Origin of the sequence: Oerskovia enterophila, assembly GCF_001692445.1 — a bacterium.
Taxonomy (GTDB): Bacteria; Actinomycetota; Actinomycetes; order Actinomycetales; family Cellulomonadaceae; genus Oerskovia; species Oerskovia enterophila.
Genome location: NZ_MAQA01000012.1, coordinates 15,147 through 31,793 on the forward strand (window position 1 = coordinate 15,147; position 16,647 = coordinate 31,793).

The following is a 16,647-nucleotide window of genomic DNA, read 5'->3' on the forward strand; positions in this document are numbered from 1 at the left end:
GCTGGGGCAAGGTGGCCCTGGGCGGGGCCCGGACGAGGAGCAGAAGTGACAGCAGAGCGGGTTGCGCCGAGCAGCGAGGGATCGAGCGGCCCGACGACGGGGCTCGCCTTCGGTGCAGAGACGGCACCGGCGGAGAGTCCACCGTCGGCGACGGGCGTGGTGCGGGTGAGCGTCGAGCAGCACCGTCGCGAGGTCGAGGCGCTCCTGGGCCCCGCGTTCGCCGGTCGCGGCTCCGAGCGCGTGACGATCGCCGACGCCCTCGACCGGGTGCTCGCGACCGACCTGCACGCACCGTCCCCCCTGCCCGGGTTCCGCAGCTCCCAGATGGACGGGTACGCGGTGCGGTCCGCGGACGTCTCAGGCGCGACCGAGGGGAGCCCTGTGCTGCTGCCCGTCGTCGCGGAGATCCCCGCGGGGCCGGGCGTGCCCGCCCCGCTCGCCGCGCGGACCGCGGCCCGGATCATGACCGGAGCCGTCGTGCCCGAGGGGAGCGACGCCGTCGTGCCCGTCGAGGACACCGACGCCGCGAGGTTCGGTGGGCGCACGCCCGGGGCCACGCGAGGGACCCTCGGGGACCAGGTCGGCGTGCTCGCGCCGCGCGGCGCCGGCGAGTTCGTGCGTGACGTCGGGTCCGACGTCCGCGCAGGCGACCTGGTCCTGCCCGCCGGGACGCTCCTGGGCCCGCAGCACCTGGCCGCGGCCGCGTCGTGCGGGGTGGCCGAGCTCGACGTCGTGGTGCGCGTACGTGTTGCGGTCGTCTCGACCGGGACCGAGGTCGTCGAGCCCGGGCAGGTCGCGGTCCCCGGGCAGGTCTACGACGCGAACCTCACCGGGCTCTCGGCCGCGGCCCGGCGGGCCGGCGCCGTCGTGACCCTGGCCGAGCGCACGGGGGACGACCCTGCCGAGCTGTCGGCCGTGCTCGCACGGGCCGCGCAGGAGGCGGACCTGATCCTCACGTCGGGCGGTGTGAGCCAGGGGGCGTACGAGGTCGTCAAGGACACCCTGGGGGACGGGGTGACCTTCCGTCCCGTCGCGATGCAGCCCGGCGGGCCGCAGGGCTTCGGCACCGTCCACGGGACGCCGGTCCTGACCTTCCCGGGCAACCCGGTCAGCGCCCAGGTCTCGTTCGTGGTGTTCGCGCGCGACGTCCTCGAACGCGCGGCGGGGAGACCACGACGCGACCCCGAGACCCGCAGGACCGTCGAGGTGATCGTCTCGCCGCCGGGCAAGCGGCAGATGCTGCGGGGGCGCACGGGACCGGACGGGAGGGTCACGGTCGTCGGCGGCGCGGGATCGCACCTCGTGGCGACCATGGCCGCGGCCGACGTGCTCATCGAGGTGCCCGAGGGCGTCGGGCGCGTCGCGGCGGGCGAGCAGGTACGGGTCGTGAGGCTGTGAGCGGGATGGACGGGACGGGCACGACGACCGAGGGAGACCAGACGGTGACGCGCGACGAGAAGCAGCACGAGGGCGCGCCGGTCGCCGACGCGGGACGCGAGCAGCCGGGCATCGACGGGCAGGGCGGTGCCGCAGCGCGCGACGTGTCGCGCGTGACGAGGGACGTGCTCGACGACGCCGTGGTGCGGTCCGTGGAAGGCGCGGTGTCCTCGCGCGAGTGCGGCGCCGTCGTGACCTTCCGCGGGGTCGTGCGGGACGTCGACGGCGGGCGCGACGTCACGGGCCTCGACTACGAGGCGCACCCCGACGCGACCGAGGTGCTCCGGCGGTGCTGCGCGGCCGTCTCCGCGGAGACGGGCCTGCGCGTCGCGGCCGTCCACCGGTACGGCGTGCTGACGATCGGGGACGTCGCGCTCGTCGCGAGCGTCGCCTCGGGGCACCGGGCCGAGGCGTTCGCGGCCTGCTCGCTGCTCGTCGAGCGCATCAAGGCCGAGGTACCCATCTGGAAGCGTCAGCACTTCACCGACGGCGACTCCGAGTGGGTCGGGCTCTAGGCGCCTTGTACCGGGAGGGGGCTGACGCCTGCCCGGTCAGTCGCGCGGGTTGTCCTTGAGGAGGCCGAACCCGATGCCGACGAGGGCGCCCAGGATCAGGCCGGGGCCGGCGAGCAGGAGCGTGCCCGCCACAGTGCCGATCAGGGTGCCGAGCACCGTGCTGGGGCCCGCGGTGAGGCGGCTCGGGCCGGGGCGGTGGACCGGGAGGGCGTCGGTCCGGGGAGCGGGCTCGGGGGCGGTGCTGGTGTCGCTGGGAAGTTCGAGGAGTGCCACTCCTCCATGGTAGGTCTGGAGGGCCCTTCCGGCCGGGCGCCGCGAGGGTCGCCGGGGCGGATCACCCGATGACCTTGGACACGTTCTGCGCGGCTCGTCGACGTGCTCGTCGACGTGCTGGTCGAGGCGCGTCGCCCGCCGCGTCCAGCGGGTCCTCAGCCCCCGATCGCGCCCATGCTGCGCTCGGTGCGCGCGAAGGCCTCGGGGTCGCCTGCCGGGCCGCCGATCGCCCCGGCGTCGGGGGCCCCGCGGTCGAGACCGTGCGCGAACGGCTTGGCCCACATGGCTGCCTGCCAGGCCGCAGCGATCTGCGCGTCGGACGCGCCGTCGTCGGGCACGTGCGTGCGTGGCGCTGCCCGGGAGCCCGCGTCGTGACCCGACCGCAGGAGAGCGCGCAGGTCGACCTCCTCGTTGCCGAACAGGCACGAGCGCACGGTCCCCTCCGCGGTGAGCCGGGTCCGGTCGCAGTCCCCGCAGAACGAGCGCGTGACCGAGGCGATGATCCCGACGGTCGCGGGCCCGCCGTCGACGGCCCACTCCTCGGCGGGGGCCGACGGGTCCTCGCGACCCACGGGAGTCAGGTCGAAGCGGGCGCCCAGGACGTCGAGCAGGCGTTCGGCCGAGACGAGCTGGTCGCGGTCCCAGTTCTGGTCCGCGTCGAGCGGCATCTGCTCGATGAACCGCAGCCGGCACCCGTGCTCCACGGCCCAGGCGAGCAGGTCGGCCGCACCCGCGAGGGTCTCGGGCATGAGGACCGCGTTGAGCTTGACGGGCGACAGGCCCGCGTCGAGCGCGGCCTGGATCCCCGCGAGCACCTGGGGGAGCCGGTCGCGCCGCGTGAGCTCGGCGAAGTGCCGGCGGTCGATGCTGTCGAGCGACACGTTGACGCGGTCCAGCCCGGCATCCACGAGCTCGCCGACGCGCTTGTCGAGGCCGATCGCGTTGGTCGTCATCGAGATCCGCACGCCCGGGGCGGCGGCGCGTGAGCGGCGCACGATCTCGGCGAGGTCGGGGCGCATGAGCGGCTCGCCGCCCGTGAACCGCACGTCGCGGATGCCCAGGCGGTAGCCGATCCCCACGAGGCGCCCGATCTCGGCCGGGGTCAGCAGGTCCTTGCGGGGGATCGCGGGGAGCCCCTCGGCGGGCATGCAGTAGGTGCAGCGCAGCGAGCACTTCTCGGTCACCGAGACGCGCAGGTCGTGGGCGACGCGACCGTAGCGGTCGACGAGCGCCTCGGTGTCCGGGCGTCCCAGGGTGCTCGGCGCCCCGGAGGAGCGCACGCGGGGCAGGCCGAGCGCGACGGCAGTCATGGTCGCGAGTCTACGCAGCGGCGGGAGGTCGGGCGGGGTCTGCCCAGTGCTGAGTGCGTGATTCGGCTGGGACTCGCCGGGCGTGTCGCAGCGCGATCCGGCACTCGGCGGGACGGCCGCGCGAACAAGCGGTGACGGGTCAGCGCGCGGACCGGGCGTCGTACGCCTCCTGGGCGGCGACCACCTGCGGGACCGCGCCCTCGAGGACGTCGATGAGGTCGACGAGCTTGTCGGCGACGACCCGCCCGAGGTCGGTGAGCGAGTACTCGACGTGCGGGGGGATGGTCGCGCGGACCTCGCGCACGACCAGCCCGTCGCGCTCGAGCCCCTGGAGCGTCTGGGCGAGCATCTTCTCGCTCACGCCGTCGATGCGTCGACGCAGCGCGTTGAAGCGCACGGCGCCGTCCCGCAGCCCTGCGACGGTCAGCACTCCCCAGCGGCCCGTCACGGCCTCGAGCGCGTGGCGGGACGTGCAGCCGCGCTGGAACACGTCCGCGAGCATCTCGTCGGACGGTCCCGTGGTCTCGGGGGCGGGCTGGAGGTCTGTCACGAGGACAGCCTAGCGCGCAGGCGGTTCGTGAGCACTGTGATGTATGCCGCACTGCTGAAAGGATTGCACTTACGAAAAGTTAGTGCCAGGCTGTCGCGGTACCCACCACCCCTTCAGGAGGACCCCATGATCGCCGTCACCGCCGCCACCGGACACCTCGGACACCTCGTCGTCGACTCGCTCCTCGAGCGCGGCGTCGCCCCCGAGCAGGTCGTCGCCGCCGTCCGCACGCCGGCCAGGGCCGCCGACCTCGCCGAGCGTGGCGTCGTCGTCCGCGAGGCCGACTACTCGCGCCCCGAGACCCTCGGGACCGCTCTCGAGGGCGTCGACGTCGTCCTCCTCGTCTCGGGCTCCGAGGTGGGTCAGCGTGTCCAGCAGCACGCGAACGTGGTCGAGGCTGCCCGGGCCGCCGGCGTCCGCCACCTCGTCTACACCAGCGCTCCGCAGGCCACCATGTCCGCGCTGGTCCTGGCCCCCGAGCACAAGGCGACCGAGGAGCTCATCGCGGCCTCGGGCCTGCCCGCCACGATCCTGCGCAACGGCTGGTACACCGAGAACTACGTCGGCAACGTCGAGCAGGCGCGCGAGACCGGCGTCGTGCTCGGCAGCGTGGGCGACGGGCGCGTCGCGTCCGCGAGCCGCAAGGACTACGCCGAGGCGGCGGCCGTGGTCCTCGCCGCGGCCAACGACGACGCGGCCTACGAGGGCGGCGTCCACGAGCTCTCGGGCGACGTCGCGTGGGACTACCCGTTCCTCGCCGCGACCATCGCGGAGATCGTCGGTCGCGAGGTCGTCTACCAGGACGTGACCCCCGAGGTGCACACCCAGGTCCTGCTCGACGCGGGCCTCGACGAGGGGACCGCGGGCTTCGTGGTCGCGCTCGACGGCAACACGCGCGACGGTCTGCTCGCGGCGACGTCGGGCGAGCTCGCGCGCCTCATCGGGCGCCCGACGACGCCGCTCGCCGAGGGTCTGCGGGCTGCGGTGGGCGTGACGTCGGCCGCATGACGTCGGCCTGACCGCGGCCTCCCGCTGAGTGCATGGTTGTGCTGCGACACGCCCGGCGTGTCGCAGCACAACCATGCACTCGACGCCGACGGGCAGGTGCCGGGAACATCGTGGGCTTCCATTTAGTTAAACCTTCAACTATTCTGGAAGGCAGAGGTCGGGACCCGGCCCTGGACGGAGGACACCATGACTGACCGAACGAACAGCCCCGCGGAGACCGCTTCCCGCCTGCCCGGCACCGACGCCACAGCCTTCGCGACCAAGGACCTGCTGTCCGCGGAGACCGCGATGGACGCCGTGACGCTGCACGTCGCGGACCTCGACCTGATGACCCGCTACTACCGGGACGCGCTCTCCCTGGCCGTGCTGGCGCCGTCGGACGCCCTGCTCGCGGCGATCCCCGGCGCCGGGACCGGCTCGCGCGACGAGACCGTGGTCCTCGGGCGCGGCGCGACCCCGCTCGTGGTCCTGCGCCGCGGCAAGGACCTGCCGCGCGCACGCCGCGGCGAGGCGGGCCTGTTCCACACGGCCCTGCTGTTCGACGACGCGCCCGCGCTCGCGGCAGCGGTCGCCTCGGTCGCGCGCACCGCGCCCAGCACGTTCGTCGGCAGCGGCGACCACCTGGTCTCCGAGGCGTTCTACTTCACCGACCCCGAGGGCAACGGCGTCGAGCTCTACCACGACCGCCCGCGCGAGACCTGGAGCTGGCAGGACGGCCAGGTCGCGATGGACACGCTCTACATCGACCCCAACGCGTTCATGCAGGAGCACCTCACGGACGCGGCGCTCGAGCGTGCGCTCTCGACCGACGTCGTCGGGCCGGACGACACCGTGGTGGGGCACGTGCACCTCCAGGTGGGCGACATCCCCACGGCCCGCGAGTTCTACGTCGACACCCTGGGCTTCGAGGCCACGGCCTCGCTGCCGAGCGCACTGTTCGTCTCGGCGGGCGGGTACCACCACCACATGGCCATGAACACCTGGAACAGCCAGGGGGCGGGGCCGCGTGCCTCGACGCTGGGCCTGGGGCAGGTCGCGATCTCGGTGCCCTCCGAGGACGACGTCACGGCGCTCGTCGACCGGCTGTCCCGGCGCGGGATCCAGATGCGTCACGACGGCGCGACGCTGCGGTTCGACGACCCGTGGAAGAACCTCATCGAGGTCGCGGTGCGCTGAGGCGCGCTCGCCCCCCGCTGGGTGCGGCTCGTGCGGTGCGTGCCCGGCGCGGCTCGCACGAGCCCCGCACCTAGCGGACCCCGTGTCAGCTCTTGGTGGCCTCGGCCTCACCGCGTGTGATGCCCAGACGCTTGGCGAACAGCTTGCGCTGCACGAGCCACCCGGCCAGCGCGAGCGCGGCCCACGCCAGGAACGACACGACCTGCTCCCACCCCGCGGACGGGTCGCGCAGGAACCCCAGCGTGTCGGGGGACACGCGGCCCAGGCCGCCCAGCACGAGGCCTGCGCCACCGATCGTCGTGAGCCACAGCAGGGCACGGCGCCGGTACTTGTCGGCGAGGAAGCCGCACGCCGCCGCGACCGCGATGACGATGATCGCCGCGAGGACCCAGTTGCCCGAGTCGCCCGAGACCGTGCCGTAGAGCTTGGCGCCGATCACGGCGCCCGTCACGATCCCGATGAAGAACGACGCGAGCTTGAACACGAACGCCACGGCGATCCAGGCCACGAGCCCGCCCAGGACCCCGAGCAGCAGCGCGGTGGACTGGTTCGCCCCGAACAGGTCACCCAGCATCCAGCCGAGGCCGAACCCGGAGGCGATCACCGCCAGGTGGACCGAACCGACGCCGAAGAAGCACAGGAGCAACCCGACGGCGACGATGACGAGACCTGCGACGACCGGGTCCATGAGACCTCCTGGCGTGAGGTGGGGCTAGTGCTTGGCCTTGATGACCAGCACGGGAGCGTGGGCGTCGAGCAGGACGCGCTGCGTGGTGCTGCCGAGCAGGAACTTGCCCACGGGGGAGCGCTTGCGAGAGCCGATCACGACGAGGCTCGCGGTCAGGCGCTCGGCCTCGTCGAGGATCGCGTCCGCGGGGTCGACGCGCGACTCGCGGTAGGTGACGCTCGCCGCGGGGGTGCCCGCGGGCAGGGCGTCGAGCAGGTGCGCCAGGTCGGGCGGGAGGGGCGGGTCGTCCTGCGGCGGGCCCTCGAGCGGGGTCAGGACGAAGATCGCCAGCGGCAGGTCTCGGCGGACCGCCTCGGCGGCTCCGGCATGCAGGGCCGCCTCACCCTGTGGCGAGTCGTTGTAGGCCACAAGAACGGTCATCGCCGTTGTGCTCCTCGTTCGTCGTGCCCGGATCCGCGGGCAGATCGCGTGTGCCCTCGCACTCTCTCACACCCCGGGGGTGCGCGCAGGGAGCGTGGGAGCGCGTCGCACGTCCGGATGCCCGACGGCGCCGCGCGTCCCGTGGCGCTCGCCCCTCGTCGCGGGCTCCCCGGCGGGAAGCGGGTGGCGCCGGGCATCCCGTCGCAGGTCAGGCGTTCGCGTCGAGTGCGTCGGGGAGGCTCAGCGACGACGGCAGGAGCGGCGGGGTCACGGACCGGACGATCCGGGCGAGCTCGCGGTGCCGGTCCGGTCCCATGCGGTCGGCCGGCGCCGTGACGGACAGTGCGGCGACGGCCTGTCCAGCGCGCAGCAGCGGCACGGCGAGGCAGCTGATCCCTGGCTCGTTCTCCTCGGTCTCGGTCGCGTAGCCGTCGGCCCGGGCGGTGGTCAGCGTGTCCCAGAGCGAGTCCGCGGTGATCGTCGTGGGGCCCGTGTCGCCGGTCGCGGCGGCGTACCAGGACATGGCCGAGCGATCTGTGGTCCGGAACGCGAGGAGCGCCCGTCCGAGCGCGGTCGTCGCAGCGGGGCGGCGGCGTCCGATCGCCGACCAGACCCGGACGGCCCGTGCGGGCTCGACCTTGTCGAGGTAGACGATCTCCGGGCCCGACAGGACGCCCAGGTGGATGAGCTCGCCCGACGCCTCGCACACGGCCGTGAGAGCCGGTCCCAGGAGAGCCGGCAGGTTCTCCTCGCCCAGGAACGTGTCGCCGAGCGCGGTCGCGGCAGGGCCCAGTCGGTAGCTTCCCGTCGCAGGGTCCTGGTCCGCGTAGCCGCGGAAGCGCAGGGCCGACAGGGTGCGGTGCAGCGAGGTCTTGTTGAGGCCCAGCTCGGCCGCGAGCGAGCCCAGGGTGAGCCCGCCGGGCCCGGCGGCCGCGAGCTGCTCGAGGGCGAGCAGGGCCTTGTCGACCGAGCCGAGCGGGCTGCTCGCGGCGGCGTGGTCTGCCGGGGTGCGGTCTGTCGGTGGGTGGGTACCCGGGGTCTCGGTGTTCGGGCGGGCTACCACCTGGGCGCTCCGCCCACGTAGAGTGATTTCGTATTCCAGAACATCCGTTCACTATAACGAAACGCGAGGCCTCATGTCACCCGCTGCGCCCCCGACCGACCTCGACCAGCTCTTCGCCACGGTGCGGGTCGTGCCCGTGGTCGTCGTGGAGGACGAGGCCCAGGCGCTCGCCCTCGGAGCCGCTCTCCTGGACGGCGGCCTGCCCATCGCCGAGATCACCTTCCGCACCGCCGGTGCCCGCGCCGCGATCGCCGCCGTCACGCGCGAGCTGCCCGAGCTCGTGACAGGGGCCGGCACGGTCGTCAACGCCGACCAGGTCGACCAGGCCGTCGACGCCGGTGCGCGCTTCCTGGTCTCTCCCGGGCTGAGCGCCGACGTCGTGCGCCGAGCGCAGCACCACGGCCTGCCGATCTTCCCGGGCGTCGCGACGCCGTCGGACATCATGGCCGCCCTGGCCCTGGGGCTCGACGTCGTGAAGTTCTTCCCCGCCGCGATCAACGGGGGAGTGCCCGCGATCAAGGCGCTGTCCGCGCCGTTCCCCGGCTTGCGGTTCGTCCCCACGGGCGGTGTGAGCGCGGCCAACGCGACCGAGTACCTCTCGGTGCCCTCGGTCCTGGCCGTGGGCGGCTCGTGGATGGTCGAGAAGTCCCTCGTGGAGGCCGGAGACTTCGCCGAGATCGCGCGCCGCTCGGCGCAGGCCGTCGCCCTCGCGGCGTCGCTCGCGCCCGCAGTGCCCACCGTCTCTCCGGCGCCCGTCGCCGGAGACCCCGCCGTTGCCGCCGCAGGAATGTGAGCTGACATGACCGACACGACCACCCTTCCCGCCGGTGCCCCCCTGGAGCTGCGCCCGGCCGCGGACTGCACCTACGACGTCGTCTCCCTGGGCGAGGTCATGCTCCGCCTGGACCCGGGCGAGCGCCGCATCAAGACGACCCGCTCGTTCGACGCGTGGGAGGGGGGAGGCGAGTACAACGTCGCGCGCGGCCTGCGCCGCTGCTTCGGCCTGCGCGGTGCGATCGTCACGGCGCTCGCGGACAACGAGGTCGGCCGCCTGGTCGAGGACCTCATGCTCACGGGCGGCCTCGACACGAGCTACGTGCAGTGGGTCCCGTACGACGGGATCGGTCGCACGGTCCGCAACGGGCTCAACTTCACCGAGCGCGGATACGGCGTGCGCGGCGCGGTGGGCGTGAGCGACCGCGGCAACACCGCGATCGCCCAGATGCGGCCCGAGGACGTGGACTGGGACGAGCTGTTCGGTCGGGGCGTGCGCTGGCTGCACACGGGCGGGATCTTCGCCGCGCTGTCCGCGTCGTCCGCGGACGTCGCCGAGGCCGCGATGCAGGCCGCGCGCAAGCACGGCACCGTCGTGTCCTACGACCTCAACTACCGTCCCTCGCTGTGGCAGGGCATCGGCGGGCCTGCGCGTGCGCAGGAGGTGAACCGCCACCTCGCGCAGTACGTCGACGTCATGATCGGCAACGAGGAGGACTTCACCGCGAGCCTCGGGTTCGAGATCGAGGGCGTGGACGAGAACCTGACGGACCTCGACACCGCGGCGTTCCGCGCCATGATCGAGACCGCCGCAGCCGCGTACCCGAACTTCCAGGTCATCGGCACCACGCTGCGGGCCGTGCGCTCGGCCACGCGCAACGACTGGGGGGCCATCGCGTGGTCCCGGGTCCAGGGCTTCGCCGAGGCCACGCACCGCGCCGACCTCGAGATCCTCGACCGCGTGGGCGGGGGAGACTCGTTCGCCTCGGGCCTCGCGTACGGGCTCATGGAGCTCGGCTCGATCCAGGAGGCCGTCGAGTACGGCGCGGCCCACGGGGCGATCGCGATGACCACGCCGGGCGACACGTCGACGGCGTCGCTCGCCGAGGTCCGCAAGCTCGCCTCGGGCGGGAGCGCGCGCGTGCAGCGCTGACCGTGCTCGTCGAGATGCGGCGAACGGGGGTCCGGGAGCGTTCCGGGCCCCCGTTCGCCGCATCTCGGGGCGGCTGGGGGCGGCCCCGGGGGCCGTCGCGCTCGCACTTCGCCCGGTCGCCGTTCGTCGGCGGCGCGCCGTCCCCATCCCGAGCGGTGCCCGGAGGTCGCGGCTAGGGTGGACGAGGACGGACAGATCGGACACGGTGCGTCGGGAGCCTCCGTGGCCCGACGCGCACGAGGAGGTTCACGTGGTGCAGCGTGGTGAGGTGCCGTTGGGCCGCCTCCCGCGACGCACGGTCGACGCGCCGTCCGACATCGCCCGAGCGGTCGAGCACGCGCGCATCCTGCGCGGGGCCGGGGACCCCACCGGCGCGGCCCGCGTGCTCGACAGGGCGTTCGACGCCGAGGGCGTCAGGACCCGCACCGTGTCCGAGCGCCTGCGCTTCCGGGCGCTCGTCCTGCGGGCGGACCTCGCGCTCCAGCTGCACGACGACGTCGCGGCCGCCCGGTTCCTCGCAGGCGCCGAGGCGCTGCCCCTGCTCGCGGACGCGCTCGCGGCGCTCGACGACGACCTGCACCTGGCGGAAGAGCTGCGCGAGCGTCTCGACGTCGACTGACGCTCGACGTCGATTGCTGCTCGACGTCGACTGCGCCGCTGCCCTGAGCCCGCCCGGTGGGTCTCGACGACGGCTCCCCTTCCCACCGCTTCGTTGTCAGAACTGGGCCGGGGGATAGCCAGGTGTGGTTCTGACAACTCATCGGGGCGGCGCGAGGTCGCGGCGACCCCGGCGTGACGTGGTGACGTCGTCGACATGGCGGTGCACGACGCGGAGCGGCGAGGCGGTGACGCAGCGTGGACTAGTTGTCAGAAGTGGGTCGGGGGATAGCCCGGTGTGGTTCTGACAACTCATCCGTGCGGGCGCGTCCCCCACGCCGCCCCCAACCCCTCCCGTCAGGGTTGCGTCAACACCCGCGGCGCCCCCGTCAAGAACCCGTCAACGTCCCGCCCCACGCCGTCCCGCACGGCATAGACCTGGGGTGTGCGCAGGAGCTGCGCACCGGCACGGCGCCTCCCCGCCGACCACGGCACCTGCCCGCGGTCCCCGAGATCCGCCCGCCGCACGACGTTCGAAGGCAGAACTCAGATGGCCGACCTGGCCTACATCCTGCTGACCGTGGTGTTCTTCACCGCCGTCGGCCTCGTGGCCCGCCGCCACGGCTCCTCCGGGGGGTCCACGTCATGACGGTCCTCGACTGGGTCGGGCTCGGTGCCGTCGTGGTGCTGCTCGGCTACCTGTTCGTCGCCCTCCTCCGCAGCGACAAGGTCCGGTGAGCGCGACCGTGCTGACCCAGACCAGCGTGCTGACGCAGACCACGGCGACCCAGGTGACGCAGACGCCCGGCGTGTGGCTCGCCGTCGGGCAGCTCGTCCTGCTGCTCCTCGCGCTCGCCGCCGTGCACGCCCCGCTCGGCGCCTACATGGCACGTGTCTTCACCTCGCCCCGGCACCTGCGGGTCGAGCGGGCCGGGTACCGGCTCATGCGCGTCGACCCCGACGCCGAGCAGAAGTGGAGCACCTACCTGCTCTCGCTCCTCGGCTTCTCGATGGCCTCGCTCCTTCTCCTCTACGGGATCGCCCGCCTCCAGCAGCACCTGCCGATGAACCTCGGCTTCGCCGCGTTCGACCCGGCCGGCGCCTGGAACACCGCGGTCTCGTTCGTCGCCAACACGAACTGGCAGTGGTACTCGGGCGAGGCCGCCGCGGGACACCTGCTCCAGATGAGCGGGCTCGCGGTGCAGAACTTCGTGTCCGCGGCCGTCGGGATCTCGGTCGCGGTCGCCCTGATCCGCGGCTTCGTACGCTCGGGCACCGACGGGCGCGTCGGCAACTTCTGGTCCGACCTGACCCGCACGTGCGTGCGCATCCTGCTGCCCATGGCGTTCGTGGGCGCGATCGTGCTGCTCGCGACGGGTGTCATCCAGAACTTCGACGCGCACACCGCGATCGACACGGTCGCGGGCGGCACGCAGCACGTGCTCGGCGGCCCCGTCGCCTCGCAGGAGGTCATCAAGGAGCTCGGCACCAACGGCGGCGGGTTCTTCAACGCCAACTCGGCGCACCCGCTCGAGAACCCCAGCCCGTTCTCCAACCTGTTCGAGATCTTCCTGATCCTCGTGATCCCGTTCACCCTGCCCCGCACGTTCGGCCTCATGGTCGGCGACAAGCGCCAGGGCTGGGCGATCCTCGGGGCCATGGGCGCGCTGTGGTTCGTCGCGGTCGCGCTCATCACCTGGGCCGAGATGGTCGGCCCCGGTGCCGCCCCGCTCGCCGCGGGCGGCGCCATGGAGGGCAAGGAGACCCGCTTCGGCCTCGCCGCGAGCGCGCTGTTCGCCGCGTCGACCACGGGCACCTCGACCGGGGCCGTCAACGCCATGCACGACTCCCTGACCGCGCCGGGCGGCGGCGTCACGATGTTCACCATGATGCTCGGCGAGATCGCGCCGGGCGGCGTGGGCTCGGGCCTGTACGGGATGCTCATGCTCGCGATCGTCGCGGTGTTCGTCTCCGGGCTCATGGTCGGGCGCACGCCCGAGTACCTCGGCAAGAAGATCGGGCGCCAGGAGATCACGCTCGTCGCGCTCTACATCCTCACGGTCCCGTTCCTCGTGCTCGTCGGGACGGCCCTGGCGATCGCGCTGCCCGCCGGGCAGGCAGGCATCCAGGAGGCCGGCCCGCACGGGCTCTCCGAGGTCCTGTACGCCTTCACGTCCGCGGCCAACAACAACGGCTCGGCGTTCGGCGGCCTCACGTCCGGCACGCCCTTCTACAACACGGCGCTCGGCATCGCGATGCTCGCCGGCCGCTTCATCCCCATGGCCCTCGTCCTGGCGCTCGCCGGACGCTTCGCCTCCCAGAAGACGGTCCCCGCCACCGCGGGCACCCTCCCGACGCACCAGCCCCTCTTCGTGGGGGTCCTGGGAACCGTCGCCCTGGTCGTCGTCGGGCTCACCTTCGTCCCCGTGCTGTCGCTCGGTCCCATCGTGGAGTCGCTCTCATGAATCGTTCCTCTTCCGTCGCTCCCTCCGGGCGCGTCCCCGCGGGGGGCGGGGCGGGTCTTCCAGAGGACCTCGTTCCTCGGTCCTCCGCCAGACCCGCCACGACCCGCCCCACCCCCCGCGGGGATGCGCCTGCTGGTGCGTCCGACGCGGTCCTGCTTCCTGTCGCTGGGGGCCCAGCAGGTGCTGTCAGTGAAGGTGCTGTCGGCGTGGCCGGTTCGTCGGCGTCTGCTGGCTCGGCCGGCAGCTCCGGCGGTCGCAAGCCCGGGCCCGGGCGCGGTGCCTCGCTCTCGTGGGCGCAGGTCCGGGCCGCGCTGCCCGGTGCGTTCCGCAAGCTCGATCCGCGCGAGCTGGTCGCCTCGCCCGTGCTGTTCGTCGTCGAGCTCGGGGCCGTGGCCACGACGGCGCTCGCGGCGTTCGAGCCCAGCGTCTTCGCGTGGGCCATCGCGCTCTGGCTGTGGGCGACCGTGCTGTTCGCGACGCTCGCCGAGTCGGTCGCGGAGAGCCGGGGCAAGGCGCAGGCGTCGAGCCTGCGCGCGACCCAGCAGCAGACGACCGCGCGGCGCGTCATGGCTCCGTCCGACACCCTGGCGACCGGGACGGGCCTCGCGAGCTGCCCGACGGCGGAGGTTCCCTCCTCGACGCTCGCCGTCGGGGACGTGGTGGTCGTCCGGGCGGGCGAGATCGTCCCCGGTGACGGCGACGTCATCGAGGGGGTCGCGTCGGTCGACGAGTCCGCGATCACGGGCGAGTCGGCCCCGGTGATCCGCGAGTCGGGCGGTGACCGGTCGGCGGTCACGGGCGGGACCGTCGTCCTGTCGGACACGATCGTCGTGCGGATCACCGCGCCTGCTGGCCACACGTTCGTCGACCGGATGATCGCGCTCGTCGAGGGGTCGGAGCGCCAGCGCACGCCCAACGAGATCGCGCTCAACATCCTGCTGACCTCGCTCACGATCATCTTCCTGCTGGCCGTGGTGACGCTCCAGCCGTTCGCGGTGTACTCGGGGTCCAAGCAGTCGATGATCGTCCTCATCTCGCTGCTCGTGTGCCTCATCCCCACGACCATCGGGGCGCTGCTGTCGGCGATCGGCATCGCGGGCATGGACCGTCTCGTCCAGCGCAACGTGCTCGCGATGTCGGGCCGCGCGGTCGAGGCCGCGGGCGACGTCGACGTCCTGCTGCTCGACAAGACCGGCACCATCACGTACGGCAACCGGCAGGCGGCCGACCTCCTCACGGTCGGCGACGTCACGACGGCGCAGCTCGCCGAGGCCGCCCGGCTCTCCTCGCTCGCGGACGAGACGCCCGAGGGCAAGAGCATCGTGGTGCTGGTCCGTGAGCGGTACGGGCTGGGTGATGCGCAGGCCGACCAGGCAGACGCCTTCGCCGGGGCCGAGATGGTGCCTTTCTCCGCCCACACGCGCATGAGCGGGATCGACCTGCCCCTGCCCGACGGGCGGGTGCGCCGCATCCGCAAGGGGGCCGGCAGCGCGGTCCAGCGCTGGGTCCACTCGACCGGTGTCCGGACGAGCAGCGGGCCCGGCGCCACGGTTGCCGAGCAGCTCGCAGCCCACGTCGACGCCGTGAGCTCCTCGGGCGGCACGCCGCTCGTCGTGGCCGAGCAGGTCGGCGAGGGGCCCGCGCGCGTCCTGGGCGTCGTCCACCTCAAGGACGTCGTCAAGGCGGGCATGCGCGAACGGTTCGACGAGCTGCGCGCCATGGGCATCCGCACCGTCATGGTCACGGGCGACAACGCCGTGACCGCTCGGGCCATCGCCGCGGAGGCAGGCGTCGACGACGTCCTGGCCGAGGCGACGCCCGAGGACAAGCTCGCGCTCATCCGGCGCGAGCAGGCCGGCGGGCGGCTCGTGGCCATGGCGGGCGACGGCACCAACGACGCGCCCGCCCTGGCCCAGGCCGACGTGGGCGTCGCGATGAACACCGGGACCACCGCCGCCAAGGAGGCGGGCAACATGGTGGACCTCGACTCGGACCCGACCAAGCTCATCGAGATCGTCGAGATCGGCAAGCAGCTCCTCATCACGCGCGGGGCCCTGACGACCTTCTCGATCGCCAACGACATCGCGAAGTACTTCGCGATCCTGCCCGCGATGTTCATGGTCGTGTTCCCGCAGCTCGCGGTGCTCAACGTCATGCGCCTGTCGAGCCCCGAGTCGGCCATCCTGTCGGCCGTCGTGTTCAACGCGCTCATCATCCTGGTGCTCATCCCGCTCTCGCTCAAGGGCGTGCGGTACCGGCCGTCGTCGGCGTCCGCGATGCTGCGCCGCAACCTCCTGGTCTACGGCGTGGGTGGGCTCGTGGCCCCGTTCGTCGGGATCAAGCTCATCGACCTCGTGATCTCCCTCATCCCCGGGATTGGCTGACATGCCTGGAACTCTGACCACCCCCGCGGGCGTCCCCGGACGCCCCGCACCCCTCGCGCGCCCCTCGGCCTCGGCCGGCGCCGCCTCGCTGTTCCGCCAGACGCTCGCGGGCCTGCGCGTCCTGCTCGTCCTGACCGTGCTCCTGGGCGTGGCCTACCCGCTCGCGGTGTGGGGCGTCGGGCAGCTCGCCCTGCCCTGGCAGGCGAACGGCTCGCTCGTGCGCAGCGACGGCACGCACGCCACGTCCCTCGCCGACACGGGCGCGGACGGCGCGCCCGTCGTGGGGTCCGCGCTGATCGGGCAGGACTTCGCCGCGACCGACGACGCCGAGCGCTGGTTCCACGGCCGGCCCTCGGCCGCGGGCGACGGGTACGACACGCTCGCGTCCGCTGGCACCAACCTCGGGCCTCTGAACCCCGAGCTGGTCGCGTCGATCGACGAGCGCCGGGCAGCGCTGGCCGACCTGAACGGCGTGGACCCCGCGTCGCTGCCCGCTGACGCGCTCACGGCATCGGCCTCGGGGCTCGACCCGCAGATCAGTCCTGCGTACGCGGCCGTGCAGGTCGCGCGGGTCGCCGAGGCGAGGGGCCTGGACGAGGCCGTCGTCGCGGACCTCGTGGCCCAGCACACCGCGGGCAGGGACCTCGGCGTCCTGGGCGAACCGCGTGTCAACGTGCTCGAGCTCAACCTCGCGCTCGAGAACTCGGAGAAGATGAACCCATGACGACGAGCGCGAGGCCCTCCGCCGTGGACCGGACGGCGCGGGTGCCCCGTGCCTGAGGGACGCGGCGGCCACGAGGCCGCAGGGTCCGGGAGCCCCCAGGTGGGGCGCCC

The 16,647-nt window shown here is 73.3% G+C and carries 17 protein-coding genes; 11 read left to right on the top strand and 6 right to left on the bottom strand.

Annotated elements, in window-relative coordinates; translation table 11 throughout:
• Window positions 1-165: 165 nt before the first annotated feature.
• Together OERS_RS06725 and OERS_RS06730 are read left to right on the top strand one after the other, a co-directional pair.
• Complete coding sequence (locus tag OERS_RS06725) at window positions 166-1,398, top strand: molybdopterin molybdotransferase MoeA (protein WP_248948418.1); 1,233 nt, start codon at window positions 166-168, stop codon at window positions 1,396-1,398.
• Window positions 1,399-1,403: 5 nt separating this feature from the next.
• Entirely contained in the window at window positions 1,404-1,952 is a 549-nt protein-coding gene (locus tag OERS_RS06730; protein ID WP_083201274.1) for a molybdenum cofactor biosynthesis protein MoaE, read from the top strand.
• A gap of 36 nt (window positions 1,953-1,988) precedes the next feature.
• Here OERS_RS06730 and OERS_RS06735 read toward each other — a convergent pair whose 3' ends face one another.
• The 3 genes from OERS_RS06735 to OERS_RS06745 form a co-directional block, all read right to left on the bottom strand.
• Window positions 1,989-2,225 carry a hypothetical protein gene (locus OERS_RS06735; protein WP_068625214.1) on the bottom strand — a complete coding sequence of 79 codons (237 nt, stop codon included), beginning with the start codon at window positions 2,223-2,225 and terminating at the stop codon, window positions 1,989-1,991.
• 155 nt (window positions 2,226-2,380) lie between these two features.
• Window positions 2,381-3,535: a GTP 3',8-cyclase MoaA gene (gene moaA, locus OERS_RS06740; RefSeq protein WP_068625215.1), complete on the bottom strand. Its 1,155-nt coding sequence runs from the start codon at window positions 3,533-3,535 to the stop codon at window positions 2,381-2,383.
• Between the two features lie 139 nt (window positions 3,536-3,674).
• Window positions 3,675-4,085, bottom strand: coding sequence for a winged helix-turn-helix transcriptional regulator (locus OERS_RS06745; protein ID WP_255354265.1), 411 nt, complete (start codon window positions 4,083-4,085; stop codon window positions 3,675-3,677).
• A 126-nt stretch (window positions 4,086-4,211) separates the two neighbouring features.
• Between OERS_RS06745 and OERS_RS06750 the strand changes: the two genes are divergently transcribed.
• Together OERS_RS06750 and OERS_RS06755 are read left to right on the top strand one after the other, a co-directional pair.
• Window positions 4,212-5,093, top strand: a complete 882-nt coding sequence (locus OERS_RS06750; RefSeq protein WP_068625216.1) for an SDR family oxidoreductase — start codon at window positions 4,212-4,214, stop codon at window positions 5,091-5,093.
• A gap of 288 nt (window positions 5,094-5,381) precedes the next feature.
• Window positions 5,382-6,269, top strand: coding sequence for a VOC family protein (locus tag OERS_RS06755; protein ID WP_068625256.1), 888 nt, complete (start codon window positions 5,382-5,384; stop codon window positions 6,267-6,269).
• A gap of 85 nt (window positions 6,270-6,354) precedes the next feature.
• Here the strand turns inward: OERS_RS06755 and OERS_RS06760 are convergent, their stop codons facing one another.
• From OERS_RS06760 to OERS_RS06770, 3 genes are all read right to left on the bottom strand, one after another.
• Complete coding sequence (locus OERS_RS06760; protein WP_068625217.1) at window positions 6,355-6,957, bottom strand: DUF4203 domain-containing protein; 603 nt, start codon at window positions 6,955-6,957, stop codon at window positions 6,355-6,357.
• Between the two features lie 24 nt (window positions 6,958-6,981).
• Entirely contained in the window at window positions 6,982-7,377 is a 396-nt protein-coding gene (locus tag OERS_RS06765) for a universal stress protein (RefSeq protein WP_056647815.1), read from the bottom strand.
• A 208-nt stretch (window positions 7,378-7,585) separates the two neighbouring features.
• The gene (locus tag OERS_RS06770; RefSeq protein WP_083201276.1) at window positions 7,586-8,440 is read right to left on the bottom strand and encodes an IclR family transcriptional regulator; all 855 of its coding nucleotides are present in this window, start codon (window positions 8,438-8,440) and stop codon (window positions 7,586-7,588) included.
• A gap of 73 nt (window positions 8,441-8,513) precedes the next feature.
• Here OERS_RS06770 and eda point away from each other — a divergent pair, with 73 nt between their 5' ends.
• The 7 genes from eda to kdpC all read left to right on the top strand — a co-directional run bounded on the left by eda (window position 8,514) and on the right by kdpC (window position 16,537).
• Window positions 8,514-9,233 carry a bifunctional 4-hydroxy-2-oxoglutarate aldolase/2-dehydro-3-deoxy-phosphogluconate aldolase gene (gene eda / locus OERS_RS06775; RefSeq protein WP_068625218.1) on the top strand — a complete coding sequence of 240 codons (720 nt, stop codon included), beginning with the start codon at window positions 8,514-8,516 and terminating at the stop codon, window positions 9,231-9,233.
• A 6-nt stretch (window positions 9,234-9,239) separates the two neighbouring features.
• The gene (locus tag OERS_RS06780) at window positions 9,240-10,367 is read left to right on the top strand and encodes a sugar kinase (protein WP_068625219.1); all 1,128 of its coding nucleotides are present in this window, start codon (window positions 9,240-9,242) and stop codon (window positions 10,365-10,367) included.
• A gap of 250 nt (window positions 10,368-10,617) precedes the next feature.
• Window positions 10,618-10,986: a hypothetical protein gene (locus OERS_RS06785; RefSeq protein ID WP_068625220.1), complete on the top strand. Its 369-nt coding sequence runs from the start codon at window positions 10,618-10,620 to the stop codon at window positions 10,984-10,986.
• 623 nt (window positions 10,987-11,609) lie between these two features.
• Window positions 11,610-11,702: a potassium-transporting ATPase subunit F gene (locus OERS_RS21050; RefSeq protein WP_139107727.1), complete on the top strand. Its 93-nt coding sequence runs from the start codon at window positions 11,610-11,612 to the stop codon at window positions 11,700-11,702.
• Window positions 11,703-11,755: 53 nt separating this feature from the next.
• Window positions 11,756-13,429 carry a potassium-transporting ATPase subunit KdpA gene (kdpA, locus tag OERS_RS06790; RefSeq protein ID WP_068625258.1) on the top strand — a complete coding sequence of 558 codons (1,674 nt, stop codon included), beginning with the start codon at window positions 11,756-11,758 and terminating at the stop codon, window positions 13,427-13,429.
• 206 nt (window positions 13,430-13,635) lie between these two features.
• Window positions 13,636-15,813 (top strand): potassium-transporting ATPase subunit KdpB, encoded by a 2,178-nt coding sequence (gene kdpB / locus OERS_RS06795; protein WP_068625221.1) that lies wholly within the window; start codon window positions 13,636-13,638, stop codon window positions 15,811-15,813.
• Window position 15,814: 1 nt separating this feature from the next.
• The gene (gene kdpC, locus OERS_RS06800) at window positions 15,815-16,537 is read left to right on the top strand and encodes a potassium-transporting ATPase subunit KdpC (protein ID WP_083201277.1); all 723 of its coding nucleotides are present in this window, start codon (window positions 15,815-15,817) and stop codon (window positions 16,535-16,537) included.
• Window positions 16,538-16,647 lie beyond the last annotated feature (110 nt).